The sequence below is a fragment of the Polynucleobacter sp. UK-Mo-2m-Kol15 genome (assembly GCF_018881505.1).
In the GTDB taxonomy this organism is placed as follows: Bacteria; Pseudomonadota; Gammaproteobacteria; order Burkholderiales; family Burkholderiaceae; genus Polynucleobacter.
In genome coordinates, this window is sequence record NZ_JACVQC010000001.1 from 1,389,758 (window position 1) to 1,410,630 (window position 20,873).

19 protein-coding genes are annotated in these 20,873 nt (G+C 45.0%); 3 read left to right on the plus strand and 16 right to left on the minus strand.

Going from position 1 to position 20,873, the window contains the following annotated elements:
• Positions 1 to 3: 3 nt before the first annotated feature.
• The 7 genes from ICN43_RS07230 to ICN43_RS07260 form a co-directional block, all read right to left on the minus strand.
• Positions 4 to 1,188, minus strand: coding sequence for an acetyl-CoA C-acyltransferase family protein (locus ICN43_RS07230; RefSeq protein ID WP_215377909.1), 1,185 nt, complete (start codon positions 1,186 to 1,188; stop codon positions 4 to 6).
• 81 nt (positions 1,189 to 1,269) lie between these two features.
• On the minus strand, positions 1,270 to 2,628 hold the full coding sequence (gene rimO, locus ICN43_RS07235; protein WP_216198202.1) for a 30S ribosomal protein S12 methylthiotransferase RimO: 1,359 nt from the start codon (positions 2,626 to 2,628) through the stop codon (positions 1,270 to 1,272).
• A 2-nt stretch (positions 2,629 to 2,630) separates the two neighbouring features.
• Positions 2,631 to 3,170 carry a polyhydroxyalkanoate synthesis repressor PhaR gene (gene phaR / locus ICN43_RS07240; RefSeq protein ID WP_216198205.1) on the minus strand — a complete coding sequence of 180 codons (540 nt, stop codon included), beginning with the start codon at positions 3,168 to 3,170 and terminating at the stop codon, positions 2,631 to 2,633.
• Between the two features lie 115 nt (positions 3,171 to 3,285).
• Positions 3,286 to 4,026, minus strand: a complete 741-nt coding sequence (locus ICN43_RS07245) for a 3-ketoacyl-ACP reductase (protein WP_216198207.1) — start codon at positions 4,024 to 4,026, stop codon at positions 3,286 to 3,288.
• A 21-nt stretch (positions 4,027 to 4,047) separates the two neighbouring features.
• On the minus strand, positions 4,048 to 5,682 hold the full coding sequence (phaC, locus tag ICN43_RS07250; protein WP_216198209.1) for a class I poly(R)-hydroxyalkanoic acid synthase: 1,635 nt from the start codon (positions 5,680 to 5,682) through the stop codon (positions 4,048 to 4,050).
• Positions 5,683 to 5,790: 108 nt separating this feature from the next.
• Positions 5,791 to 6,570: a peptidoglycan editing factor PgeF gene (gene pgeF, locus ICN43_RS07255; protein ID WP_216198211.1), complete on the minus strand. Its 780-nt coding sequence runs from the start codon at positions 6,568 to 6,570 to the stop codon at positions 5,791 to 5,793.
• Positions 6,551 to 7,594, minus strand: coding sequence for an RluA family pseudouridine synthase (locus ICN43_RS07260; protein ID WP_216198213.1), 1,044 nt, complete (start codon positions 7,592 to 7,594; stop codon positions 6,551 to 6,553). Before ICN43_RS07260 ends, pgeF begins: the two co-directional genes overlap by 20 nt.
• A gap of 20 nt (positions 7,595 to 7,614) precedes the next feature.
• On the opposite strand from ICN43_RS07260, the gene ICN43_RS07265 reads away from it, so the two are divergent.
• On the plus strand, positions 7,615 to 8,487 hold the full coding sequence (locus ICN43_RS07265) for an outer membrane protein assembly factor BamD (protein WP_216198215.1): 873 nt from the start codon (positions 7,615 to 7,617) through the stop codon (positions 8,485 to 8,487).
• A 30-nt stretch (positions 8,488 to 8,517) separates the two neighbouring features.
• Here the strand turns inward: ICN43_RS07265 and alr are convergent, their stop codons facing one another.
• Positions 8,518 to 9,642, minus strand: coding sequence for an alanine racemase (gene alr, locus ICN43_RS07270; protein ID WP_216198217.1), 1,125 nt, complete (start codon positions 9,640 to 9,642; stop codon positions 8,518 to 8,520).
• A gap of 48 nt (positions 9,643 to 9,690) precedes the next feature.
• Between alr and lplT the strand changes: the two genes are divergently transcribed.
• Complete coding sequence (gene lplT / locus ICN43_RS07275; RefSeq protein ID WP_216198218.1) at positions 9,691 to 11,010, plus strand: lysophospholipid transporter LplT; 1,320 nt, start codon at positions 9,691 to 9,693, stop codon at positions 11,008 to 11,010.
• Between the two features lie 8 nt (positions 11,011 to 11,018).
• Here the strand turns inward: lplT and ICN43_RS07280 are convergent, their stop codons facing one another.
• From ICN43_RS07280 to scpA, 8 genes are read right to left on the minus strand one after another with little or no spacing between them, the layout of a single operon-like run.
• Positions 11,019 to 11,546 carry a DNA polymerase III subunit psi gene (locus tag ICN43_RS07280; RefSeq protein ID WP_216198220.1) on the minus strand — a complete coding sequence of 176 codons (528 nt, stop codon included), beginning with the start codon at positions 11,544 to 11,546 and terminating at the stop codon, positions 11,019 to 11,021.
• A 2-nt stretch (positions 11,547 to 11,548) separates the two neighbouring features.
• Complete coding sequence (locus ICN43_RS07285) at positions 11,549 to 12,094, minus strand: GNAT family N-acetyltransferase (protein WP_216859732.1); 546 nt, start codon at positions 12,092 to 12,094, stop codon at positions 11,549 to 11,551.
• Entirely contained in the window at positions 12,087 to 12,809 is a 723-nt protein-coding gene (gene tsaB, locus ICN43_RS07290; protein WP_255533461.1) for a tRNA (adenosine(37)-N6)-threonylcarbamoyltransferase complex dimerization subunit type 1 TsaB, read from the minus strand. Before tsaB ends, ICN43_RS07285 begins: the two co-directional genes overlap by 8 nt.
• A gap of 17 nt (positions 12,810 to 12,826) precedes the next feature.
• Positions 12,827 to 13,291: a VOC family protein gene (locus ICN43_RS07295; RefSeq protein ID WP_216198222.1), complete on the minus strand. Its 465-nt coding sequence runs from the start codon at positions 13,289 to 13,291 to the stop codon at positions 12,827 to 12,829.
• Between the two features lie 10 nt (positions 13,292 to 13,301).
• Entirely contained in the window at positions 13,302 to 15,326 is a 2,025-nt protein-coding gene (gene accC, locus ICN43_RS07300) for an acetyl-CoA carboxylase biotin carboxylase subunit (protein ID WP_216199988.1), read from the minus strand.
• A gap of 26 nt (positions 15,327 to 15,352) precedes the next feature.
• Complete coding sequence (locus tag ICN43_RS07305) at positions 15,353 to 16,885, minus strand: acyl-CoA carboxylase subunit beta (protein WP_216198224.1); 1,533 nt, start codon at positions 16,883 to 16,885, stop codon at positions 15,353 to 15,355.
• A gap of 9 nt (positions 16,886 to 16,894) precedes the next feature.
• Positions 16,895 to 17,920 (minus strand): methylmalonyl Co-A mutase-associated GTPase MeaB, encoded by a 1,026-nt coding sequence (meaB, locus tag ICN43_RS07310; protein WP_216198226.1) that lies wholly within the window; start codon positions 17,918 to 17,920, stop codon positions 16,895 to 16,897.
• Between the two features lie 20 nt (positions 17,921 to 17,940).
• Entirely contained in the window at positions 17,941 to 20,136 is a 2,196-nt protein-coding gene (scpA, locus tag ICN43_RS07315) for a methylmalonyl-CoA mutase (RefSeq protein WP_216859733.1), read from the minus strand.
• 96 nt (positions 20,137 to 20,232) lie between these two features.
• Here scpA and ICN43_RS07320 point away from each other — a divergent pair, with 96 nt between their 5' ends.
• A complete protein-coding gene (locus ICN43_RS07320) occupies positions 20,233 to 20,871 on the plus strand; it encodes a GntR family transcriptional regulator (RefSeq protein WP_216198229.1) in 639 nt (212 codons plus the stop codon).
• Positions 20,872 to 20,873 lie beyond the last annotated feature (2 nt).

Here is a 20,873-nt window from a genome sequence, read left to right on the forward strand (position 1 = left end):
ATATTAGAGGCGCTCAAAAATGGTGGCAATCCCTTGTCCACCACCAATACACATTGTTACCAAGGCATATTTGCCTTGAACGCGATGTAACTCATGAATGGCTTTAGTAGCAATTGCAGCACCAGAGCAACCGATTGGATGACCCAATGCAATAGCACCACCGTTTACATTGGTCTTCGCTGGGTCTAAACCCAAGCCTTTAGTAACGGCCAATGCCTGGGCAGCAAAGGCTTCATTCGATTCAATCACATCGATTTGGTCTAATTTTAAGCCAGCACGCTCAAGCGCAATCTTGGTGGCTGGGATTGGACCTTCACCCATGATGTGATTTGGAACGCCAGCAATCGCATAAGAAACTAAGCGAGCGATTGGCTTGTGACCAGCCTTCTTAGCCGCTTCAGCCTCAGCCAATACGAAGAAAGCAGCGCCATCATTAATACCAGATGCATTGCCTGCAGTAACGCTACCACCTTCTTTTTTGAAGACTGCCTTCATCTTCGCCAAAGTTTCCATTGTGGTATCTGGCTTGCAATGTTCATCGGTATCGAAGACCACATCACCCTTGCGAGTTTTAATAGTGATTGGAACGATTTGAGATTTGAAGCGCCCTTCTTTAATTGCATGTGCAGCTCGACGATGTGACTCAACCGCAAGAGCATCCTGCTCTTCGCGGGTCAACTTCCATTTCTCAACAAGGTTCTCTGCAGTAACACCCATATGACCAACTCCAAATGGATCAGTCAAAACAGACACCATCAAATCGATCATTTTGGTATCACCCATGCGTGCGCCACTGCGCATTGCTGGTGAGCCATACATACCGCGAGACATCACCTCAACACCGCCACCAACGCCATAATCACAATCACCCAGCATGATTGCTTGAGCTGTTGTCACAATCGCTTGCAAACCGGAGCTGCACAAACGGTTCAAGGCCATCGCAACTGACTCCATAGGAAGGCCAGCTTGAATTGAGGCCACGCGCGCAACATAGGCGTAGCGATTATCGGTTGGAATGGTGTTGCCTACAGTAATGTAATTAATTAATGCTGGGTCTACTCCAGAGCGGGCTACCGCCTCTTTCATCACGATACCGCCGAGCTCACTTGGCTCGAGGCTACTAAGCGAACCATTAAAAGCACCAATTGCAGAACGTACAGCACTCAAAACAACGACATCACGACTCATATCAATCCCCTTTACGGCGCCTAAATAGGCAAAAAATAATGACTTTACTAGCTGGTTAAAAGACTATTTTTATTCTAATACTCAAGTTTCGGCTATTAGGTCATGCCCTTGGGAGCTAATCACCGTTACTTTGATAATGTCACCTGAACGGTAACGCTTGGAAGGCTTGCTTGGGGGCAAAACCCTCACTAGACCATCAATTTCAGGGGCATCGCCAATAGTTCTACCAATTCCGCCAGATTCATCGACGCGATCAATGATCACCTGAACCCGGCTGCCTATTTTTTTAGCAAGTCGTTTGCTTGAGATTTCTTCGGACTTTGCCATAAAACGAGCCCGGCGATCTTCACGCACACCCTCAGGTACCGGATTATCCAAGCTATTTGCAGTAGCACCAGCGACTGGCGAAAAAGCAAAACATCCGGCACGATCAATTTGTGCTTCATCCAAGAAATTCAAGAGATACTCAAACTCCTCTTCCGTTTCACCTGGGAAGCCAGCAATAAAGGTGCTGCGAATAACCAAATCAGGACAAGCGGCTCGCCAAGCTTGAATACGCTCTATATTTTTTTCACCACTCGCAGGACGCTTCATACGTTTTAATACATCTGGGTGAGCATGCTGCAAAGGAATATCGAGATACGGTAAAACGCCATATCCGTGCTCAGCAAATTCTGCCATTAAAGGTAAAACATCATCAACGTGCGGATAGGGGTAAACATAATGTAGACGAACCCAAGCTTGATGCTCTCTCGCGATTTGATTTAAGGCATTAACTAAATCCAACATGCGGGTCTTAACCGGTTTGCCATCCCAAAAGCCAGTGCGATATTGGATATCAACACCATAGGCACTAGTATCTTGAGAAACAACCAATAATTCTTTTACGCCTGACTCAAAAAGTTTTTTAGCCTCTAGCAATACTTCACCAATGGGTCTTGAAACAAGGTCGCCGCGCATGCTAGGGATGATGCAAAAAGTACAGCGATGATTGCATCCTTCTGAAATTTTTAGATAAGCATAATGCTTCGGGGTGAGCTTGATACCAATGGGTGGTAGTAAATCAGTAAATGGGTCATGAGGCTTTGGCAGATGCAAGTGAATGGCTTGCATCACCTCTTGGGTTGCATGAGGGCCAGTAACGGCAAGGACTTTAGGGTGAATGCTCTGAATGAGATCACTACCATCTGCATTCTTACGAGCACCAAGACAGCCGGTAACGATTACCTTACCGTTTTCAGATAAAGCTTCACCAATCGCTGCAAGACTTTCCTCTACTGCGGAGTCGATAAAGCCGCAGGTATTCACAACTACGAGATCGGCACCAGAGTAATCCTTAGCAGTTTCGTAACCTTCAGCACTCAGTTGGGTGAGGATGAGTTCAGAATCAACTAATGCCTTGGGGCACCCCAAGGAAACGAAACCAACTTTACCCACCACAACTATTCTTTTTCTGTTTTATTAGATTGCCCAGCAAATGGGAAATTCTGCATTTGTTCTTGCATCTTCACAAATAAATCTTTACTTTGCTCCATATAGTTACCCATCAAGCCTTGCATCATTGGGTTTTGTAGATTCATCATCTTGGCCCATGCCTCAGGAGTACTGCCTACACCCAAACCCTGAGTTTGATCGCCAAGCTTATTATGAATATCCACAAAAGATTGCATGGTCTTTTCAAGATAACTACCCATCAAACCTTGCATAGAGTTTCCATAAAAGCGAATGATTTGAGAAAGCATTTGGGTAGAAAAAACTGGCGCACCGCCAGCCTCTTCTTCTAAGATAATTTGGAGCAAAATATTGCGAGTTAAATCATCATCAGTTTTAGCATCTACAACACTAAAAGCATCACCGGCCATCACTAAATTTTTGATATCAGCCAGCGTCACATAGGTGCTGGTTTGAGTGTCATAAAGACGACGATTCGGATATTTCTTAATCAAGCGGCTATCGCCGGCTTTTTTAGTACGTGTGGCCATGTAATTTTTCCTAATTCTTGGTACTGCAATGCAACATCGGCATAGTTTATCCCTAGTTTCACCTAAAGGTAAATATGCCGATGAGTAGACCACTAAAACTGCATTTTTGAGGCGTTTAGCCTGTATGAAGACCACCATTCAAGGAAAAGTCAGCGCCAGTGGCATAGCCGCCATCAGCAGAGGCAATCCAACAACAAATAGAAGCGATCTCTTCTGGGGTGCCTAAACGCTTAACAGGAACGCCCGCAACGATCTTCTCCAGCACATCCTCACGAATAGCTTTAACCATATCTGTGCCGATGTAACCGGGGGAGACCGTGTTTACGGTCACGCCCTTGGACGCTAATTCCTGAGACAAGGCCATCGTAAATCCATGCAAACCTGCCTTTGCAGTGGAATAGTTTGACTGACCAAACTGACCCTTCTGACCATTTACAGAGGAAATATTGATGATGCGACCCCACCCATTATCAGCCATGCCATCAACCACTTGCTTAGTGACATTAAATAAGGAGTTGAGATTGGTATCAATTACCGCCTTCCATTGCTCTGGGGTCATTTTGCGGAATACACTATCTTTAGTGATACCCGCGTTATTTACTAGAACATCCACACGACCTACTTCAGCCTTCACCTTATCAAAGGCAGCAACTGTACTATCCCAGTCGGAAACATTACCCTCAGATGCGATGAAGTCATAACCTAGGACTTTTTGCTCACCAAGCCAGCGATCCTTACGCGGGGAGTTCGGGCCACAACCAGCAATGACCTTAAATCCATCTTTGGCAAGGCGCTGACAAATAGCAGTACCAATACCACCCATACCGCCAGTTACGTATGCAATCTTTTGAGACATGTATTTCCCCTTATGAATAAATTATTGAGCAGTTGTAGATACTTTTTCTTTCACGTACTTACCAGGTGCAGACTCTAGTTTTTTGTACTGTGCACTACCAAACGTTTTGCTAGCTTTAATTTTCTTGCCACCAAACTGTTCTAACCATTTAGCGTAATTAGGCCACCAACTACCCTTAATATCTTTTGCTGCAGCCAACCACTCATCAGCGGTTTTAGCTAATTTATTATTTTCAAAATAATGACGCTTATTTTTTGCCGGCGGATTAATCACACCAGCAATATGGCCTGACGCACCTAAGACAAATCGATTCTTACCCTTCAGAATATGCGTAGACTCATAAGCTGATTTCCAAGGGACGATGTGATCATCATGAGATGCATAGATATATGCTGGAACGGTGATCTTGCCTAAGTCCACCTTTTCACCGCAAACGGTCAGCTTTCCTGGCTTCACCAATTCATTTTGTAGATAGGTATGTCGTAGATACCAACAGTACATTGGGCCAGGTAAATTGGTTGAATCTCCATTCCAATAGAGCAGATCAAATGGGGGCGGTGAATTTCCTTTTAGGTAATTCTCAACAACATAATTCCACACCAAATCGTTCGGACGCAAGAAGGAGAATGTATTACCCAAATCCAAACCAGACATCATGCCGAAGTGGCCACCCTCCCCACCAATAGTGCTCTCACGAAGCTTTACCGTGCCTTCATCTATAAACACATCCAAAATGCCGGTATCAGTAAAATCCAATAAGGTCGTTAGCAAGGTCAAGCTAGCGACATAATCTTTTTTTCGTGCAGCCAGGACCGCTAAAGCAGTAGAGGTTAAAGTTCCACCAACACAAAAGCCCAGCACATTGATCTGCTCTGTGGAGCCAATCTCTTTAACTACCTCAATCGCTTTGATCACACCATCGCCAACATAATCATCCCAAGTGACCTTAGACATGGAGGCATCGGGATTTTTCCAGGAGACCAAGAAGACCGTGTGACCTTGCTCCACCATGTAGCGGACTAAGGAATTATCTGGTTGTAAATCTAAGATGTAATACTTATTGATGCAAGGAGGCACCATTAAATATGGGCGCTCATAAACTGTTTCAGTTAATGGTGCGTACTGAATTAATTCAAAGAGATCATTTCGAAAAACTACCTGACCTTCGGTTGTTGCAATGTTCTTACCAACTTCAAAAGCGCTTTCATCAGTTAGTGAAACTTTTCCTTTTTTTAAGTCACCCAGCAAATTCACTATGCCGTTTTGAATAGACTGTCCTTGCGAGCTAATAATATTTTCCAGAACTTCAGGATTGGTTGCAATAAAATTTGAGGGCGATAAAGCATCAATCATTTGCTCTGTAGTGAACAAAATTTTGGCCTTAGTTTTTTCATCCGCTTCAACTGCTTTAGCGAGAGAGAGTAAATGCTTTGAATTAAGCAAATAAGTAGCTGCAATCATCTTGCTCCAAGAGGAATGCCATGCTTTGCCAGAGAAACGACGATCTTTAACTTCAACTGATTCAGGATTAGTTGCAAGATGAGCAAATTCGGAAAAATATTCTTTTTGAATTTCCGATACACGCTCTGGAGGAATTAATGCCATGTGGTGAGGAGCCAAAGATGGCGCAGCACCTGTGTTTATACCTGCAAACATAATGATCTCGTAAAGTTATTCATTTCATTCTCCATCTATCAGGCTAGAAGGGTTATACGCACTAACCCTAGCCCTAGCCCTAGGGCTGGGCTAGTAATAACCCGAAGATTAGCCCTTGTCCGAAATCCAAATCAAGGAGGCAAATCTTCCTGTTTTTTTATCCCTACGATAGGAATAAAAGTTTTCACGATCTCCGACAGTGCAAAAGTCACCACCATAGATATGTTCAATTCCTAAAGATCTTAAGCGGTCCTTTGCAAGAAGGTAAAGGTTGGCCAAATACTTTCCTGGATTTCCATTAATCGGCTTAAATGCCTCTGACAAGATGGCTTCAGAATAACTGGAGAATGCTTGTAGTACATCTTCGCCAACCTCAAATGCTGTAGGTCCGATTGCTGGACCCATCCACACCCTAATATCTTGGGGCATCAAACCATTAGATAGAGTGCGCATTTCCCGAATTGTATTTTCCAAAACTCCGCCACTGAGGCCTCGCCAACCAGCATGTGCCGCACCAATAACGTCGCCATTCTTGCTTGCAAATAGAACAGGCATGCAATCGGCAGTCAGAATAGCCAAAACCTCGTTGGGAATATTTGTTACTGAAGCATCGGCTTCAAATGGCCCGCCTATAAAAGCATTTCTCGTAACTGGAGTGCTAACAGTAAACCCATGAATCTGCTTAAGCCAACATGGGTCTGCAGGAAGGATTGATCTTAAGAGGCTACGATTTTGCAGAACATCTATTGGGTCATCACCCGAATTCAGCCCTAGATTAAGACCATCAAATGGAGGCTTACTGAACCCGCCGACTCTAGTTGTACAAAAAGCCTTAATTTCCGAAGGCACAACCCAAGCGAGATCAATCTTATGAATTTTGCTGCTCATTTTTAATTAAAGCCATTAAGGCGTCTTCCTTGGGCAAGTCTGCCTCACTCATACCAACAAGAGGCAATAAGTCTATTAAATCTTGAGGTGGCAATCTAAACCAGGTCATTAGCTCTTGTGTACCTGGATGCCGTAAGCTCAGAGCAAAAGCATGTAAAGCCTGTCGTTCAAAAGGGAGTGATTTCGCTACACCAGGCGTTCTTTTGCGGTATACCGGATCACCTAACAATGGAAAGCCCAAGGATTCGAGATGCACCCGAATTTGATGGGTTCGGCCAGTTTCCAGACGGCACTCCAACAAGGCTAGGGGGCTATCAGAAAAAGCACCTTTAGCTATTCGTCGAAATAATGTAGCTGCGGGCTTACCCTGGGATGATCCAGCCGCCATTTTGAGGCGATCACGCTGATCCCGACCTACGGTTGCTAGCACCTTTCCCTGAGAAGGTGCGTCACCCCAAACCCAAGAGAGGTAGCGTCGCCCCACTGTCCTCTCCTGCAATTGCCTCACTAATGAGATTTGAGCGATATCGGTCCTAGCTACCACCATCAGGCCAGAAGTATCTTTATCTAAGCGATGGACAATGCCTGCTCTTGGAAGAAGCTTTAACTCTGGGAAGCGATGTAATAGACCGTTTAATAAGGTGCCAGTCCAGTTGCCAGCTGCAGGATGAACTACAAGTCCAGCCTGCTTATTAATGACGATTACCGAGTCATCCTCATAAACAATGTCCAGAGGTATATTTTCAGGGGTAAAAGCAAATTGCTCAGGCAATTCCTGTGGAAAAACCTTAATAGCTTCACCTCCACGGAGTAAGTGACGGACTTTAGTGACCTTGCCGTCGACTGTGACGGCTCCAGCCTCAACCCAAGCCTTCAGCCGATTACGGGAATAATCTGGTAAAGCGGCACCTAAAAACTTATCTAAACGCTCTCCACTGACCTCGAGAGGAGCTTCTAGGGTAATGAAGTCCTCATCATCGATATAATCATTAGGATTCGAATCGGGAGTATGCGGCAATGCCACGCTTAAAGAGCCTTTTAGTTATGTCGGACGTTATTACAGACGCCAGTTTAAGGCTTGCTGTCACTATTGGGGCATCTTCTCGAAAATCCCTGGTTTCACTATTGCTTGGAGCTAGCGCCGTCTGCCTAATACTTAGTGGTTGCGCAGGGTCGGATGGCACAAAAGACGATACAGATCTTTGGTCCGAAACAAAGCTGTACTCCGAGGCAACAGAAAAATTAAATGATGCTGATTATGCAAAGTGCGGCAAATACTTTGAAAAACTAGAAGGCCGCTTTCCTTTTGGGCCCTACTCACAGCAAGCGCAAATTAATGCAGCTTACTGCTACTGGAAGGCTCAAGAGACGGCTCAAGCTCAAATAGCTATCGATCGCTTTATTAAACTTCACCAAGGTAGTCCTAATTTAGATTACGGCTATTACCTTAAGGGTCTAATTAGCTTTAATGATGATTTGGGTTGGCTTGGAAAATTCACTGGTCAAGATCTGAGCGAGCGTGACCCAAAAGCCGCCAAAGAAGCCTTTGAGTCATTCAAAGTGGTTGTTGAGCGATTCCCCGATAGCAAGTATGCCCCCGACTCTTTAGATCGTATGCGCTACATCGTGAATTCCCTTGCTGAGGCAGATGTCATAGTTGCTCGCTTTTACTATCAACGTGGTGCTTATTTAGCATCTGCCAATAGGGCGCAACTAGTGATTCGCGATTATGATCGTGCCCCAGCAGTTGAGGAAGCGCTCTTTATTCTTACAAAATCCTATGAAAAGCTAGGCATGACTGACCTCAGTAATGATGCGGCCCGCGTGTTTCAGCTTAATTTCCCAGAAAGCCAAATGCTTCTAACTGGCCAACGCATTAAAAAAGAGCGTCCCTGGTGGCAAATCTGGAATAAGTAAAAACTTCCAAAGTTATCGAGTAAAACCTTTTTACTTGATAAGTACAGGTACCCTCTGCGCTAAGGCACAAATGAGCTCATATCCGATTGTTCCACTCATTTGAGCCACATCATCAACGGGAACTTCATTACCCCAAAGCTCAACTGTAGCCCCAACCTTGGCATTGGGCGCTTCACGCAAATCCACTGTCAACATGTCCATTGACACACGGCCAACAGTGGGGCAGATCACACCTTCACCTTTGGCGTCAGCAGCATCCACCCAAACCGGCGTTCCATCCTCAGCGTGTCGTGGATAGCCATCTGCATATCCACATGCAATAACGCCAATACGCATATCTTCTGGAGCTTCGTAGCAACCACCGTAACCTACGTGATCCCCCTTCTTTAATTCTTGAATATCGATGATTTCACTGCGCAAATGCATAACAGCTTGAAGCTCAGATCGAACAATATCAGCATGGACACCAGTTGGTGAGACCCCATACAACATAATTCCAGGGCGAACCCAATCCCCTAAGGCATTCCGATGCCAGAGGATTGCTGCTGAGTTAGCCAAGGATGATGGGGCTTGAAGTCCTTCAATGGCTTTCTCAAAACACTCCATTTGCTCACCTACCGATGGTAAGCCGTCTACTTGATCGGCGTTGGCAAAGTGGGTCATGTGATGCAAATGATAACCAGCAGAATGCAGCCTATGAAAAGCGGTACGATATTGTTCAGGCCTAAAACCAAGACGATTCATGCCAGAATTGAGTTTCAAAAAAATATTAACCGGATTACCTGAGTGGTTTTTAAAGGTCTCAAGCCAGGAGACCTGCTGTTCGTTATGGACAACCAAGTCACAATGTAGCTTTATTGCAAATTCAAGCTCTGCCAGGCTAAAAATACCCTCTAGTAACAATATACGGCCAGCCCAGTCATGGTCTCTCAACCATTGCGCATCCGCAATATCTAATAAGGCAAAGCCATCTGTAGACTCCAGACCCTGAAATGCGGCCTCAAGACTGTGGCCATAGGCTTTGGCCTTGATAACCGACCAAATCTTGGATTGAGGAGCAAGCTCTCGAATTCGCCCTAAATTATGTCGAAAGGCATCTGTGTGTATAGTTGCCAAAATTGGTCTATTAACAAAGCGATTAACTGGCAAGCTCATTTACACCCTCCTTTCATGTTTTAATTGCTATATGACTAGATTGTACGAATGAACCGTAGTTTTTACATCATTATGGCGGCGCAATTTTTTTCGTCGCTCGCTGATAACGCATTGCTAATCGCAGCAATAGCTCTATTGGTCCAGCTCAGTGCTCCGGCCTGGATGACTCCTTTACTCAAATTATTCTTTGTACTCTCTTATGTATTGTTGGCAGCCTTTGTTGGTGCATTTGCAGACTCCCGCCCTAAGGGCAATGTCATGTTCATTACCAATACGATTAAGTTTATTGGCTGCGTGGTCATGCTGTTTGGTAGCCATCCTTTGTTGGCTTACGCAATTGTTGGTCTGGGGGCTGCGGCCTACTCCCCTGCCAAATATGGCATTCTGACTGAACTTCTTCCACCCGAAAAGCTGGTTCAGGCTAATGGCTGGATTGAAGGTCTTACAGTGGGCTCAATCATCATGGGAACCGTTCTTGGTGGCGTTCTGATCAGCAAATCAGTCTCCGAGAGTCTCCTTGGCCTTGATATGCCCGTTCTAGATACCAGCATTGATACCGCTGCCGAGTCTGCAATTATGATCATCATGATGATTTATGTGCTAGCAGCTCTTATTAATTTGCGCATTCCAGATACTGGGGCACGCTATGAATCACAAAAAACCAATCCAATTGAATTGATAAAAGATTTTTCTATTTGCTTTAAGACTCTTTGGGCCGACCGTCTTGGGCAGATCTCTTTGGCAGTTACCACCTTATTTTGGGGTGCAGGCGCCACATTGCAATTTATTGTAATCAAGTGGGCTCAGGTTTCATTGCACATGACCTTGTCGCAAGGAGCTATTCTTCAGGCAATCTCAGCATTTGGAGTTGCAGGTGGAGCCGTATGGGCTGCTTGGCGAATTCCCCTCAAAAGTTCTCTTAAGGTTCTGCCATACGGCATTGCCATGGGCTTGGTAGTCTGTGTCATGGCCATTTATAACTCAGATATGCTGCCCAATATTACCGTCTTGACAGTGGGTAAGTTTGAGCTTTCACTGAATTTGCTGCCAGCGTACTTCCTACTAATATTAGTGGGCTGGTTAGCTGGTTATTTCGTAGTTCCCATGAACGCACTACTTCAGCATCGTGGGCATGTGTTGATGTCGGCTGGCCACTCTATTGCGGTACAAAACTTTAATGAGAATATTTCTGTATTGATGATGCTGCTAATTTACTCTGGATTGATTTGGTTAGATGCACCAATTCAAGTAGTGATTATTGGCTTTGGCGTAGCCGTTAGCATCATCATGTGGTTTGTTATGAAACGCCATGCAGAAAATCAAGCTGAATATGACTCAATGCATTTAATTGGTGAGCACAAGCATTAAGCTCAAACTTAGATATTCTGCAATACTGATTTAGCAAGTTGTACATCTTGCCAAAATAGAGCCTTGTCTTTTGGCCTAGATACCAACTGATTTAATTCAAAAGTAGCAATGAGGGGTAGATCCTCAGCTCCGTTTGCATTGATTACTAAAACAGTTTCACGCAAATCTGAAAGAGCATCACGCTCACCAGACAACTTTTGCGCGGCAGCTCCACCAAAGGCCAGAGCTACTATTGGGCTTCCATCCTGAGGCAATTGCTCGGGATTAAATTTTTCCATTGGATTCTTCCAAGACCACTCTTGTGGGGATAGTCCAAGAACCCTAATAATGTTCTGAAAAAGTACATCAGCAGCACCCTCAGGTTTACTACCAAAAAACCACCATATTCCAAAAGAAATTTTCGCGTGTGTTTCTTCGCTAATAGTCGATTCCGAGGCCTCAACAGAGGCTATTGGTTCAGATTTTTCTTGCACAAGATCGCGGGAAGTCCACTCGGTAATGCCCATCTCTTTAAGAAAGGTGGAGTTTGTGCTCATGTTCATACCTCAAGCTTAATCGATTTAGATAAAACTAGAGCATCTTCACGTAGACCATTAGTGGAATCAATTGGGTAGTAGTTCTTTCGCACCCCAATCTGCTCGTACCCAAGATTTTGATAGAGCCCCAAAGCAGATTCATTACTGGGACGAACTTCTAGAACAATTCGAGGCATTTTTTGTTGTGCGGCCACACCCTCAATGGCATTCATCATTTTTAAACCAATACCTAAACGGCGTAATTTTGGAGAAACAGTGATGTTTAGTAGATGCAACTCATCCACCGCGGGAAATAAAATGCAATAAGCCCATAGGATATCTGGATCTAAATAGCTACCTTTTACTGCATTTACTAGTTGCGGTCGGACGCAATAAGCCCAATGTCCAGCAGATAGAGAATCCGAGAAATTGCCCTTAGTCCAAGGATGAATATGCGAGACAGATTCAATGGCTAAAACGGAATCTAAATCAGTGGTCGTCATTGGCAAGAATGAAAGCTCTGAAACACCTTCAGTATTAGGTCCAATAGAACTGATCTCATCAACCATTTTGTTGAATTCGTTCAGAAGAGGTCAGAGCCACCTTATTACGAATATAGAGTGGCTCAAGTAAATGGATGTCCTGCTGTAAACCTTTACTCCACATATCCTGTGCGCAAGTCAGAATGCCCAAGGTATCTATCCCAATAGTTGAGTCGATATGAGTTGCGACAAATGGCTGAGAGATGCTGGCAAATACGCGATCACCAAACTCTGCAATCGCATTACCCGCAAGAAAGTCAATATTGGAGAGCTGTATATCCTCTGGAGCCGTCAAATGTATATCACCCTGTCGCTGAGGTAATTGATTTACCGTCACTTCATAACTGGCCCAGTAGGCCTCACCCATACGAGCATCCACAGCAATAACAAAAGACTGAGCCCTTGAGGAGAGAAACATATGGGTTTGTGTCAGCTGACAAGCAATAGCATCCAGACTGACCACGGGAAGCACAGGTAACTTAGCAGCAGTTGCTAGACCTTGAGCTGCAGCAACACCAAGGCGTACCCCAGTAAATGCTCCAGGACCAATGCCAATCGCAATGGCATCGAGTGATGAAAGCTCCGTAGAGGCTTCGGATAGCAACTCCTTAACCCAAGGTAACAAAAGTTGACTGGCACCCATCGACACTTTTTGGTGTCGAAATAAGGGCGCGGCATCATTTAAAGATAAAGCCACCGAACACCAAGCCGATGAGGTGTCGATGGCCAATATACAGGTCAATTTAAACTCTCTAGATCTTATGAACTCAGACTTGCAATGATATCTGGTGGCGCCTGGACAAGCTCAATCAATACGCCTTCACCGCACAGAGGAAAATCTTCATTGCCTTTGGGATGGACAAACGTAATGTCATGACCACCTGCGCCATTACGTATACCGCCTGGAGCAAAGCGAAGTCCTTGGGCAGACAGCCATTCAACCGCCTTCGGAAGATCATCCACCCACAAACCAATGTGATTAAGTGGGGTTTGATGAACGGCTGGCTTCTTTTCAATATCAAAGGGCTGCATGAGATCAACCTCAATCTCATGGGCACCCTTGCCAATGGCGCAAATATCTTCGACAACGTTTTCACGCTCAGACACAAAAGTACTTTTGAATTCAAATCCCAACAAGTCAACCCAAAGTTTTCGGAGGCGATCTTTATCTTCCCCGCCAATAGCAATTTGCTGAATACCTAAAATTTTAAATGGTTTACTCATGTTCACCCTGTTATTCGAAGCGAATGATTAATTGATCAACAGCCAGACTTTCGCCCACATTAGCGTAAATTTCAGCAACTATCCCATCTTGAGCGGCAACTAATGTATTTTCCATCTTCATTGCTTCAATCGCAGCTAATTTCTGACCAGCTGTCACCGCTTCACCTACTTTGACAGAAATATTGGTCAACAGACCAGGCATTGGAGACATCACCAACTTGGAAGTATCTGGCGGAACCTTAACCAGCATGCGGCGCTGTAGCTCGGCACCCAATGGACTTAGTACCATACACTCATAATGGGCGCCATCTAAGACGAGAGCCAATTTAATGCCCCTACGCTCTACTTGTACGGTAACCTTGTGTACGCCATTAATGGTTGCATGCAAACAAAGTTGACCTGGACGCCAGCTGCTGACGATGTTGTAAGGAGTATCGCCATCCACATCTTCAATGTAAACAGCATAAACACCCTCTTTAACATCGACTCGCACAGGGATCTCTATGATCTCTTCATTAGATCCAACGCGTGATCCGGTAACCACCACGAATTTCTTCCCAATAGTCATCTCATGACCAGCCAACTGACCGTCAATCATCTGAATATGCTCAAGGTAGCGATAACGCATAAAAGCTGCCAAAGCTGCCAAACGATTTGGATCTGCCGGTTGTACAGAATCTTTTTTGAAGCCGTCTGGGTATTCCTCAGCAATAAAACCGGTAGTGAAATCACCAGATACAAAGCGTGGATGCTGTAAGAGAGCTGCCTGAAAAGGAATATTCGAATGAATACCACGAATAACAAAATCATTCAGTGCGGCACGCATCTTTTCAATTGCCTCAGTACGATCCTTGCCATGCACAATGAGCTTGGCGATCATAGAGTCGTAGTACATCGGAATCTCACCACCTTCATAAACGCCCGTATCTACACGCACGCCATCAAACTCTTCTGGTGGACGATATTTCACTAAGCGTCCCGTGGATGGTAAGAAGTTGCGGAATGGATCATCCGCATTAATTCGACACTCCATCGACCAACCGTCGAGCTTAATATCTTCTTGCTTAAATGCTAACTGCTCACCGGCAGCCACACGAATCATCTGCTCGACCAAATCTAAGCCAGTGATACCCTCGGTAACTGGATGCTCTACTTGTAGGCGGGTATTCATTTCAAGGAAGTAAAAAGATTTATCCTTACCGACCACAAACTCTACAGTACCGGCAGATTGATAGTCCACCGCTTTTGCTAACGCAACAGCTTGCTCGCCCATCGCCTTACGCGTTACAGGATCAATGAACGGGGATGGCGCTTCTTCAATCACTTTTTGATGACGTCTTTGAATAGAGCAATCGCGCTCACCCAAATACACCACATTGCCATGTGAATCACCTAGCACCTGAATCTCAATGTGACGAGGACCTTCAACGAACTTTTCAATGAAGACGCGATCATCGCCAAAGCTATTTAAAGCCTCAGTACGGCAGGCTGTAAATCCTTCAAAGGCCTCTTTGTCATTAAAAGCAACGCGCAAGCCCTTACCACCACCACCTGCAGATGCCTTGATCATGACTGGATAGCCAATATTTTGAGCAATCTTGACAGCATCTTCTGCTTTATCAATTGCCTCATTAAACCCAGGGATTGTGTTTACCTTGGCCTCTAAGGCTAACTTTTTAGAAGCAATCTTGTCGCCCATTGCCGCAATAGACTGGTGCTTAGGGCCAATAAAAACAATACCTTCCTCTTCGCAGCGACGCGCAAATTGCTCATTCTCAGATAAGAAGCCATAGCCTGGATGGACTGCTTCAGCGCCGGTATCCTTACAGGCCTGAATAATACGATCCATCACTAAATAGGATTCACGTGAGGGAGCAGGCCCGATACAAACCGCTTCATCAGCCATCTGCACGTGACGCGCCTCTTTATCAGCTTCAGAATAGACAGCAACAGTCTTAATGCCCATCTTCTTAGCGGTTTTCATCACGCGACAGGCGATCTCACCGCGGTTAGCAATCAAAATTTTCTTGAACATTTTCGTAGTCATGATTTATCGGCGCCTTAAAGAGGAATATTGCCGTGTTTACGCGGTGGGTTTGTCAGTTCTTTATCTTTAAGCATCGCCAAAGAACGTGAGATCCGCTTGCGAGTTTCATGGGGCAGGATCACGTCATCAATGTAGCCGCGACGACCAGCAACAAATGGGTTTGCAAACTTGGACTTGTACTCGGCCTCACGTGCTGCAATTTTTGTTGGATCGGACTTTTCTTCACGGAAAATAATCTCAACAGCACCCTTTGGACCCATTACTGCAATTTCAGCAGATGGCCATGCAAAGTTCACATCGCCACGTAAATGTTTTGAGGCCATCACGTCGTAAGCACCACCATAGGCTTTACGTGTAATCAGAGTCACTTTAGGCACAGTGCAATCAGCATAGGCATAGAGTAACTTTGCGCCATGCTTAATAATGCCGCCGTATTCCTGTGATGTACCCGGCATAAATCCAGGCACATCAACTAATGTGACAACTGGAATATTAAAAGCATCGCAAAAACGCACAAAACGTGCGGCTTTAACAGATGCTTTGATATCCAAGCAACCAGCTAAGACTAAAGGTTGGTTAGCAACAATACCAATTGAACGCCCTTCCATGCGAGCAAAACCAATCAAAATATTTTTTGCATAATCAGGCTGGAGCTCAAAAAATTCGCCATCATCCACAATCTTCTCAATTAACTCTTTCATATCGTAAGGTTGATTGGGATTGCTTGGTACCAAGGTATCCAGCGAGAAATCTGGTTCCTCCGTACGTTGGGCACCATTAATCATCGGAGGCTTCTCGCGATTAGATAGCGGGAGATAATTAAAGAATCGACGGAGCATCATAATGGCGTCAACATCATTATCAAAAGCCAAGTCGCAAACGCCAGAAATAGTTGAGTGAGTAACTGCACCACCTAATTCTTCAGCAGTCACATCTTCATGCGTCACAGTCTTTACCACCTCTGGACCCGTCACAAACATATATGAACTATCTTTCACCATAAAGATGAAGTCGGTTAATGCTGGAGAATACACGGCGCCACCAGCTGATGGGCCCATGATTAAAGAGATTTGCGGAATCACGCCAGAAGCTGTCACATTTCGCTGGAAAATTTCAGCATAGCCACCCAAAGATGCAACACCCTCTTGAATACGTGCACCACCAGAGTCATTTAGACCAATTACAGGCGCACCTACTTTAAGAGCCTGATCCATAATTTTGCAAATCTTCTCAGCATGCGCCTCTGAAAGTGATCCGCCTAAAACGGTAAAGTCTTGTGAGAAAACGAAAACTAAGCGACCATTAATCATGCCATAACCGGTAACAACCCCATCTCCTGGAACGGTTTGATCAGCCATACCAAAGTCGAAGCAACGATGCTCAACAAACATATCCCATTCTTCAAAAGTTCCCGCATCCAATAAAAGCTCAATACGCTCGCGTGCAGTTAATTTTCCTTTGGAATGTTGAGCAGCAATGCGTTTTTGCCCGCCACCTAATCTGGCTAGTTCACGCTTTGCTTCAAGTTGCTGAATGATTTCCTTCATAACTGCTCCTTAGAAAAATTCGTGTCCCATGGCTTCGAGCATACGTCTCGCAGCAACAGATGGGGCCATGGTGCCTTGATTCACCTGGCTACTTAAACTAGGTAAAAGTGCTTGTACTGCTGGATTATTTTGAAAAGCATTTTTTAGACCTGCGTCAATTCGATCCCACATCCAAGCACCTGATTGTTGCTTGCGCCTAGCCTGCAACTGACCGTTATGGTTTTGTAAGTTCTGAAAATGCAGGATTTTTTCCCATAGCTCAGGAATACCCTTACCCTCTAATGCACTTAAGGTCATCACAGTAGGATGCCAATATTCTTGATTATGCGAAGCATGATCGGGATTTCCTTGGAAGCCGAGCAGGCGCAAAGAACTTGTAATAAATAATTGTGCGCGCATTGCAGCATCGGGATCAATATCTAGCTTATTGATCACAATTAAGTCAGCAATCTCCATGACACCTTTTTTAATTGCCTGAAGATCATCGCCCGCATTTGGCAATTGCAATAGCAGGAACATATCAGTCATACCAGCAACTGCAATTTCGCTTTGACCAACCCCAACTGTTTCAACAATCACAACATCAAATCCAGCGGCTTCAGAAACCAACATAGCTTCCCGAGTTTTCTCAGCAACACCACCTAAAGTTCCAGATGAAGGACTAGGTCGAATAAACGCATTATCTAAAACCGATAACCTCTCCATACGAGTCTTGTCACCCAGAATAGATCCGCCGGATAGACTGGAGGAAGGATCAATTGCCAAAACTGCAACACGATGGCCTTTTTCAATGAGATATAAGCCTAAAGCCTCAATCAGAGTCGACTTGCCAACACCAGGCACACCGGAGATACCTAAGCGAAATGACTTACCCGTCTTTGGTAATAAAGTGTTCAGAACCTCATCAGCACGTTGACGGTGGTCCATGCGCGTGGACTCAAGCAAAGTAATGACCTTGGCCAAGGCCCGACGCTGCGCCGATGAGGGCGCACCAATGAGGTCATTCACTAAAGCTAGGTCAACTGCATTAAGCATGCTGTGTATTCGACCTTGAATTACTCAGGCTTTGCAGATTTGCGAATCTGCTCAAGTACATCCTTTGCAGAAGCTGGGATCGGAGTACCAGGGCCATAAATACCCTTCACACCTGCCTCGTATAAGAAATCGTAATCTTGTCTCGGAATCACGCCGCCTACGAAAACGATAATGTCGTCAGCGCCCTGTTTTTTAAGTTCAGCAATAATGGCTGGCACTAAAGTCTTGTGACCTGCAGCTAATGTAGAAATACCAAGGGCATGGACGTCATTCTCAATCGCCTGACGAGCGCACTCTTCAGGTGTCTGGAACAAAGGTCCAATGTCTACATCAAAACCCAAGTCAGCAAAAGCGGTTGCAACTACTTTAGCACCGCGATCATGTCCGTCCTGACCAAGCTTCGCAATCATTACACGTGGACGACGGCCAAAGTCTTTAGCAAAATCAGAAATTTCTACTTTCAATTTTTCCCAGCCTTCTGCTGAGTCATAAGCAGCTGCATACACACCAGTCACCTTTTGAGTATCGGCGCGATGGCGCCCGTAAACCTTTTCCAATGCATCTGAAACCTCACCAACTGTAGCGCGCAAACGAATCGCCTGAACAGCAAGTTCCAACAAATTGCCGGTGTTTTCATCTGCAGCTTTGGTTAATGCCTCTAATGTAGCCTCAACTTTTTTAGAGTCGCGCCTTGCCTTAATATCTTTTAATCGTGCAACTTGGCTTTCACGAACCTTATCGTTATCGATCATCAAGACATCAACCAAGTCTTCTTTGCCAAGCTTATATTTATTTACACCAACAATGACATCAGTACCGGAGTCAATTTTGGCTTGCTTCTCAGCTGCGGCAGCCTCAATCTTGAGCTTAGCCCAACCGCTTTCTACTGCCTTGGTCATGCCGCCCATTGCATCCACTTCTTGAATAATTTCCCAAGCTTTATCGGCCATCTCCTGAGTAAGGTTCTCCATCATGTAGGAACCAGCCCATGGATCTATCACACTAGTGATATGGGTCTCTTCTTGAAGAATTAATTGAGTATTACGCGCAATACGGCTAGAGAACTCAGATGGCAAAGCAATCGCTTCATCAAAAGAATTTGTATGCAAGGATTGCGTACCCCCAAATACAGCAGCCATGGCCTCAACCGTTGTTCGCACAACGTTGTTATAAGGATCCTGCTCAGTCAAGGACCAGCCTGAAGTTTGGCAATGTGTTCGCAACATGAGTGACTTTGGGTTCTTTGGCTCAAAGGACTTCATAATGCGCCACCACAAAAGACGAGCGGCGCGAAGCTTGGCAACCTCTAAGTAAAAGTTCATTCCGATTGCAAAGAAGAAGGAAAGGCGACCAGCAAAGCCATCGACATCGAGACCTTTAGCCAGTGCAGTTTTTACGTACTCTTTACCGTCGGCTAATGTAAATGCCAATTCGAGGACTTGGTTTGCACCAGCCTCTTGCATGTGATAACCCGAAATGGAGATCGAGTTAAATTTAGGCATGTTCTTAGCGGTGTATTCAATAATGTCACCGATGATGCGCATGGAGGGCTCTGGTGGATAGATGTAAGTATTGCGCACCATGAACTCTTTCAGAATATCGTTCTGAATTGTTCCTGACAATAATTCCTGCTTTACGCCCTGCTCTTCACCCGCAACGATGTAACCAGCTAATACTGGTAAAACTGCCCCATTCATCGTCATTGAAACAGAAACTTTGTCCAATGGGATGCCATCGAACAATATCTTCATATCTTCTACAGAGTCAATCGCAACGCCTGCTTTACCAACGTCACCAGTCACACGTGGATGATCAGAGTCATAGCCACGATGGGTTGCCAAGTCGAATGCTACTGAAACACCCTGGCCACCTGCATCCAAAGCCTTTCGATAGAAGGCATTGGATTCTTCTGCAGTTGAAAAACCGGCGTACTGACGAATAGTCCAAGGACGTACCGAGTACATCGTTGCCTGGGGTCCGCGGACAAATGGCTCAAAACCCGGTAAAGAATGCGTGTACTGAAGTCCTTCAATATCTTCTGCTGTATATAAGGCTTTGAGATGAATGCCATCTGGAGTTTGCCAACCCAATTTATCAACATCACCACTTGGAGCTGACTTTTGTGCTGATTTTTTCCATGCTTCTAAATCACTATCCGGCACATTTGGCCAAGCATTGGATATATTGGATATGGACTTTTTATCACCTGTACTCATAAAGCACTCCTGGTTGGCTTTATTGCATTGTTGCTATGTTTGTAGGGCTATTTTGCTTGACATTTTTGAATTTGTCTAGATACTGTATACATAATTATGAATACAAAACTAATTAATAGACCCTTATATGAGGATGTGGCCGAGAGACTACGCGAGCAGATCTTCGCCCATGAACTAGCCCCAGGGAGCTGGCTAGATGAGCAAAATCTAGCTGCAGCCTTCGGAATTAGCCGAACACCTATGAGAGAGGCCATCAAGGTTCTGGCCTCAGAGGGCCTAGTAACTACCAAAATGAATAAAGGCGCCTACGTAACAGAAGTGGATAGGCGCGATCTGGAGCAAATATTTACTGTTCTTTCTTTGCTGGAGGGTCAGGCCGCAAAAGAAACCGCATTAAATGCCACAGAAGATCAACTCACACAGCTAGATAATTTGCATCACCGCTTAGAAAAAGCTGCTGCAGATCGTGATACTGGGCAATTCTTTGAAATAAACGTCAAATTCCATGAGCTAATACAAGAGATTGCTGGGAATAAATGGATGAACGGGGTTATTGAAGACCTGCGTAAGGTTCTCAAGCTCCAAAGACGTGATTCTCTCACCAGAAGCGGACGGCTATTAAGTTCACTTGTTGAGCACCGGGAGATACTCCAGGCAATTCTTAAAAGAGATCCCCAGGCATCGGAGCTGGCCATGCGAAAACACCTCGCTAGAGGTCTTGAGGCAACAAAATAAAG

Bases quoted from the DNA above. Each gene is read 5' to 3' on its own strand.
- ICN43_RS07230 (WP_215377909.1), bottom strand. From the start codon at position 1,188: ATGAGTCGTGATGTCGTTGTTTTGAGTGCTGTACGTTCTGCAATTGGT.
- phaR (WP_216198205.1), bottom strand. From the start codon at position 3,170: ATGGCCACACGTACTAAAAAAGCCGGCGATAGCCGCTTGATTAAGAAA.
- ICN43_RS07245 (WP_216198207.1), bottom strand. From the start codon at position 4,026: ATGTCTCAAAAGATTGCATACGTAACTGGCGGTATGGGTGGTATTGGT.
- phaC (WP_216198209.1), bottom strand. From the start codon at position 5,682: ATGTTTGCAGGTATAAACACAGGTGCTGCGCCATCTTTGGCTCCTCAC.
- pgeF (WP_216198211.1), bottom strand. From the start codon at position 6,570: ATGAGCAGCAAAATTCATAAGATTGATCTCGCTTGGGTTGTGCCTTCG.
- ICN43_RS07265 (WP_216198215.1), top strand. From the start codon at position 7,615: ATGTCGGACGTTATTACAGACGCCAGTTTAAGGCTTGCTGTCACTATT.
- alr (WP_216198217.1), bottom strand. From the start codon at position 9,642: ATGAGCTTGCCAGTTAATCGCTTTGTTAATAGACCAATTTTGGCAACT.
- lplT (WP_216198218.1), top strand. From the start codon at position 9,691: ATGAACCGTAGTTTTTACATCATTATGGCGGCGCAATTTTTTTCGTCG.
- ICN43_RS07280 (WP_216198220.1), bottom strand. From the start codon at position 11,546: ATGAGCACAAACTCCACCTTTCTTAAAGAGATGGGCATTACCGAGTGG.
- ICN43_RS07285 (WP_216859732.1), bottom strand. From the start codon at position 12,094: ATGGTTGATGAGATCAGTTCTATTGGACCTAATACTGAAGGTGTTTCA.
- ICN43_RS07295 (WP_216198222.1), bottom strand. From the start codon at position 13,291: ATGAGTAAACCATTTAAAATTTTAGGTATTCAGCAAATTGCTATTGGC.
- accC (WP_216199988.1), bottom strand. From the start codon at position 15,326: ATGTTCAAGAAAATTTTGATTGCTAACCGCGGTGAGATCGCCTGTCGC.
- ICN43_RS07305 (WP_216198224.1), bottom strand. From the start codon at position 16,885: ATGAAGGAAATCATTCAGCAACTTGAAGCAAAGCGTGAACTAGCCAGA.
- meaB (WP_216198226.1), bottom strand. From the start codon at position 17,920: ATGCTTAATGCAGTTGACCTAGCTTTAGTGAATGACCTCATTGGTGCG.
- scpA (WP_216859733.1), bottom strand. From the start codon at position 20,136: ATGAGTACAGGTGATAAAAAGTCCATATCCAATATATCCAATGCTTGG.
- ICN43_RS07320 (WP_216198229.1), top strand. From the start codon at position 20,233: ATGAATACAAAACTAATTAATAGACCCTTATATGAGGATGTGGCCGAG.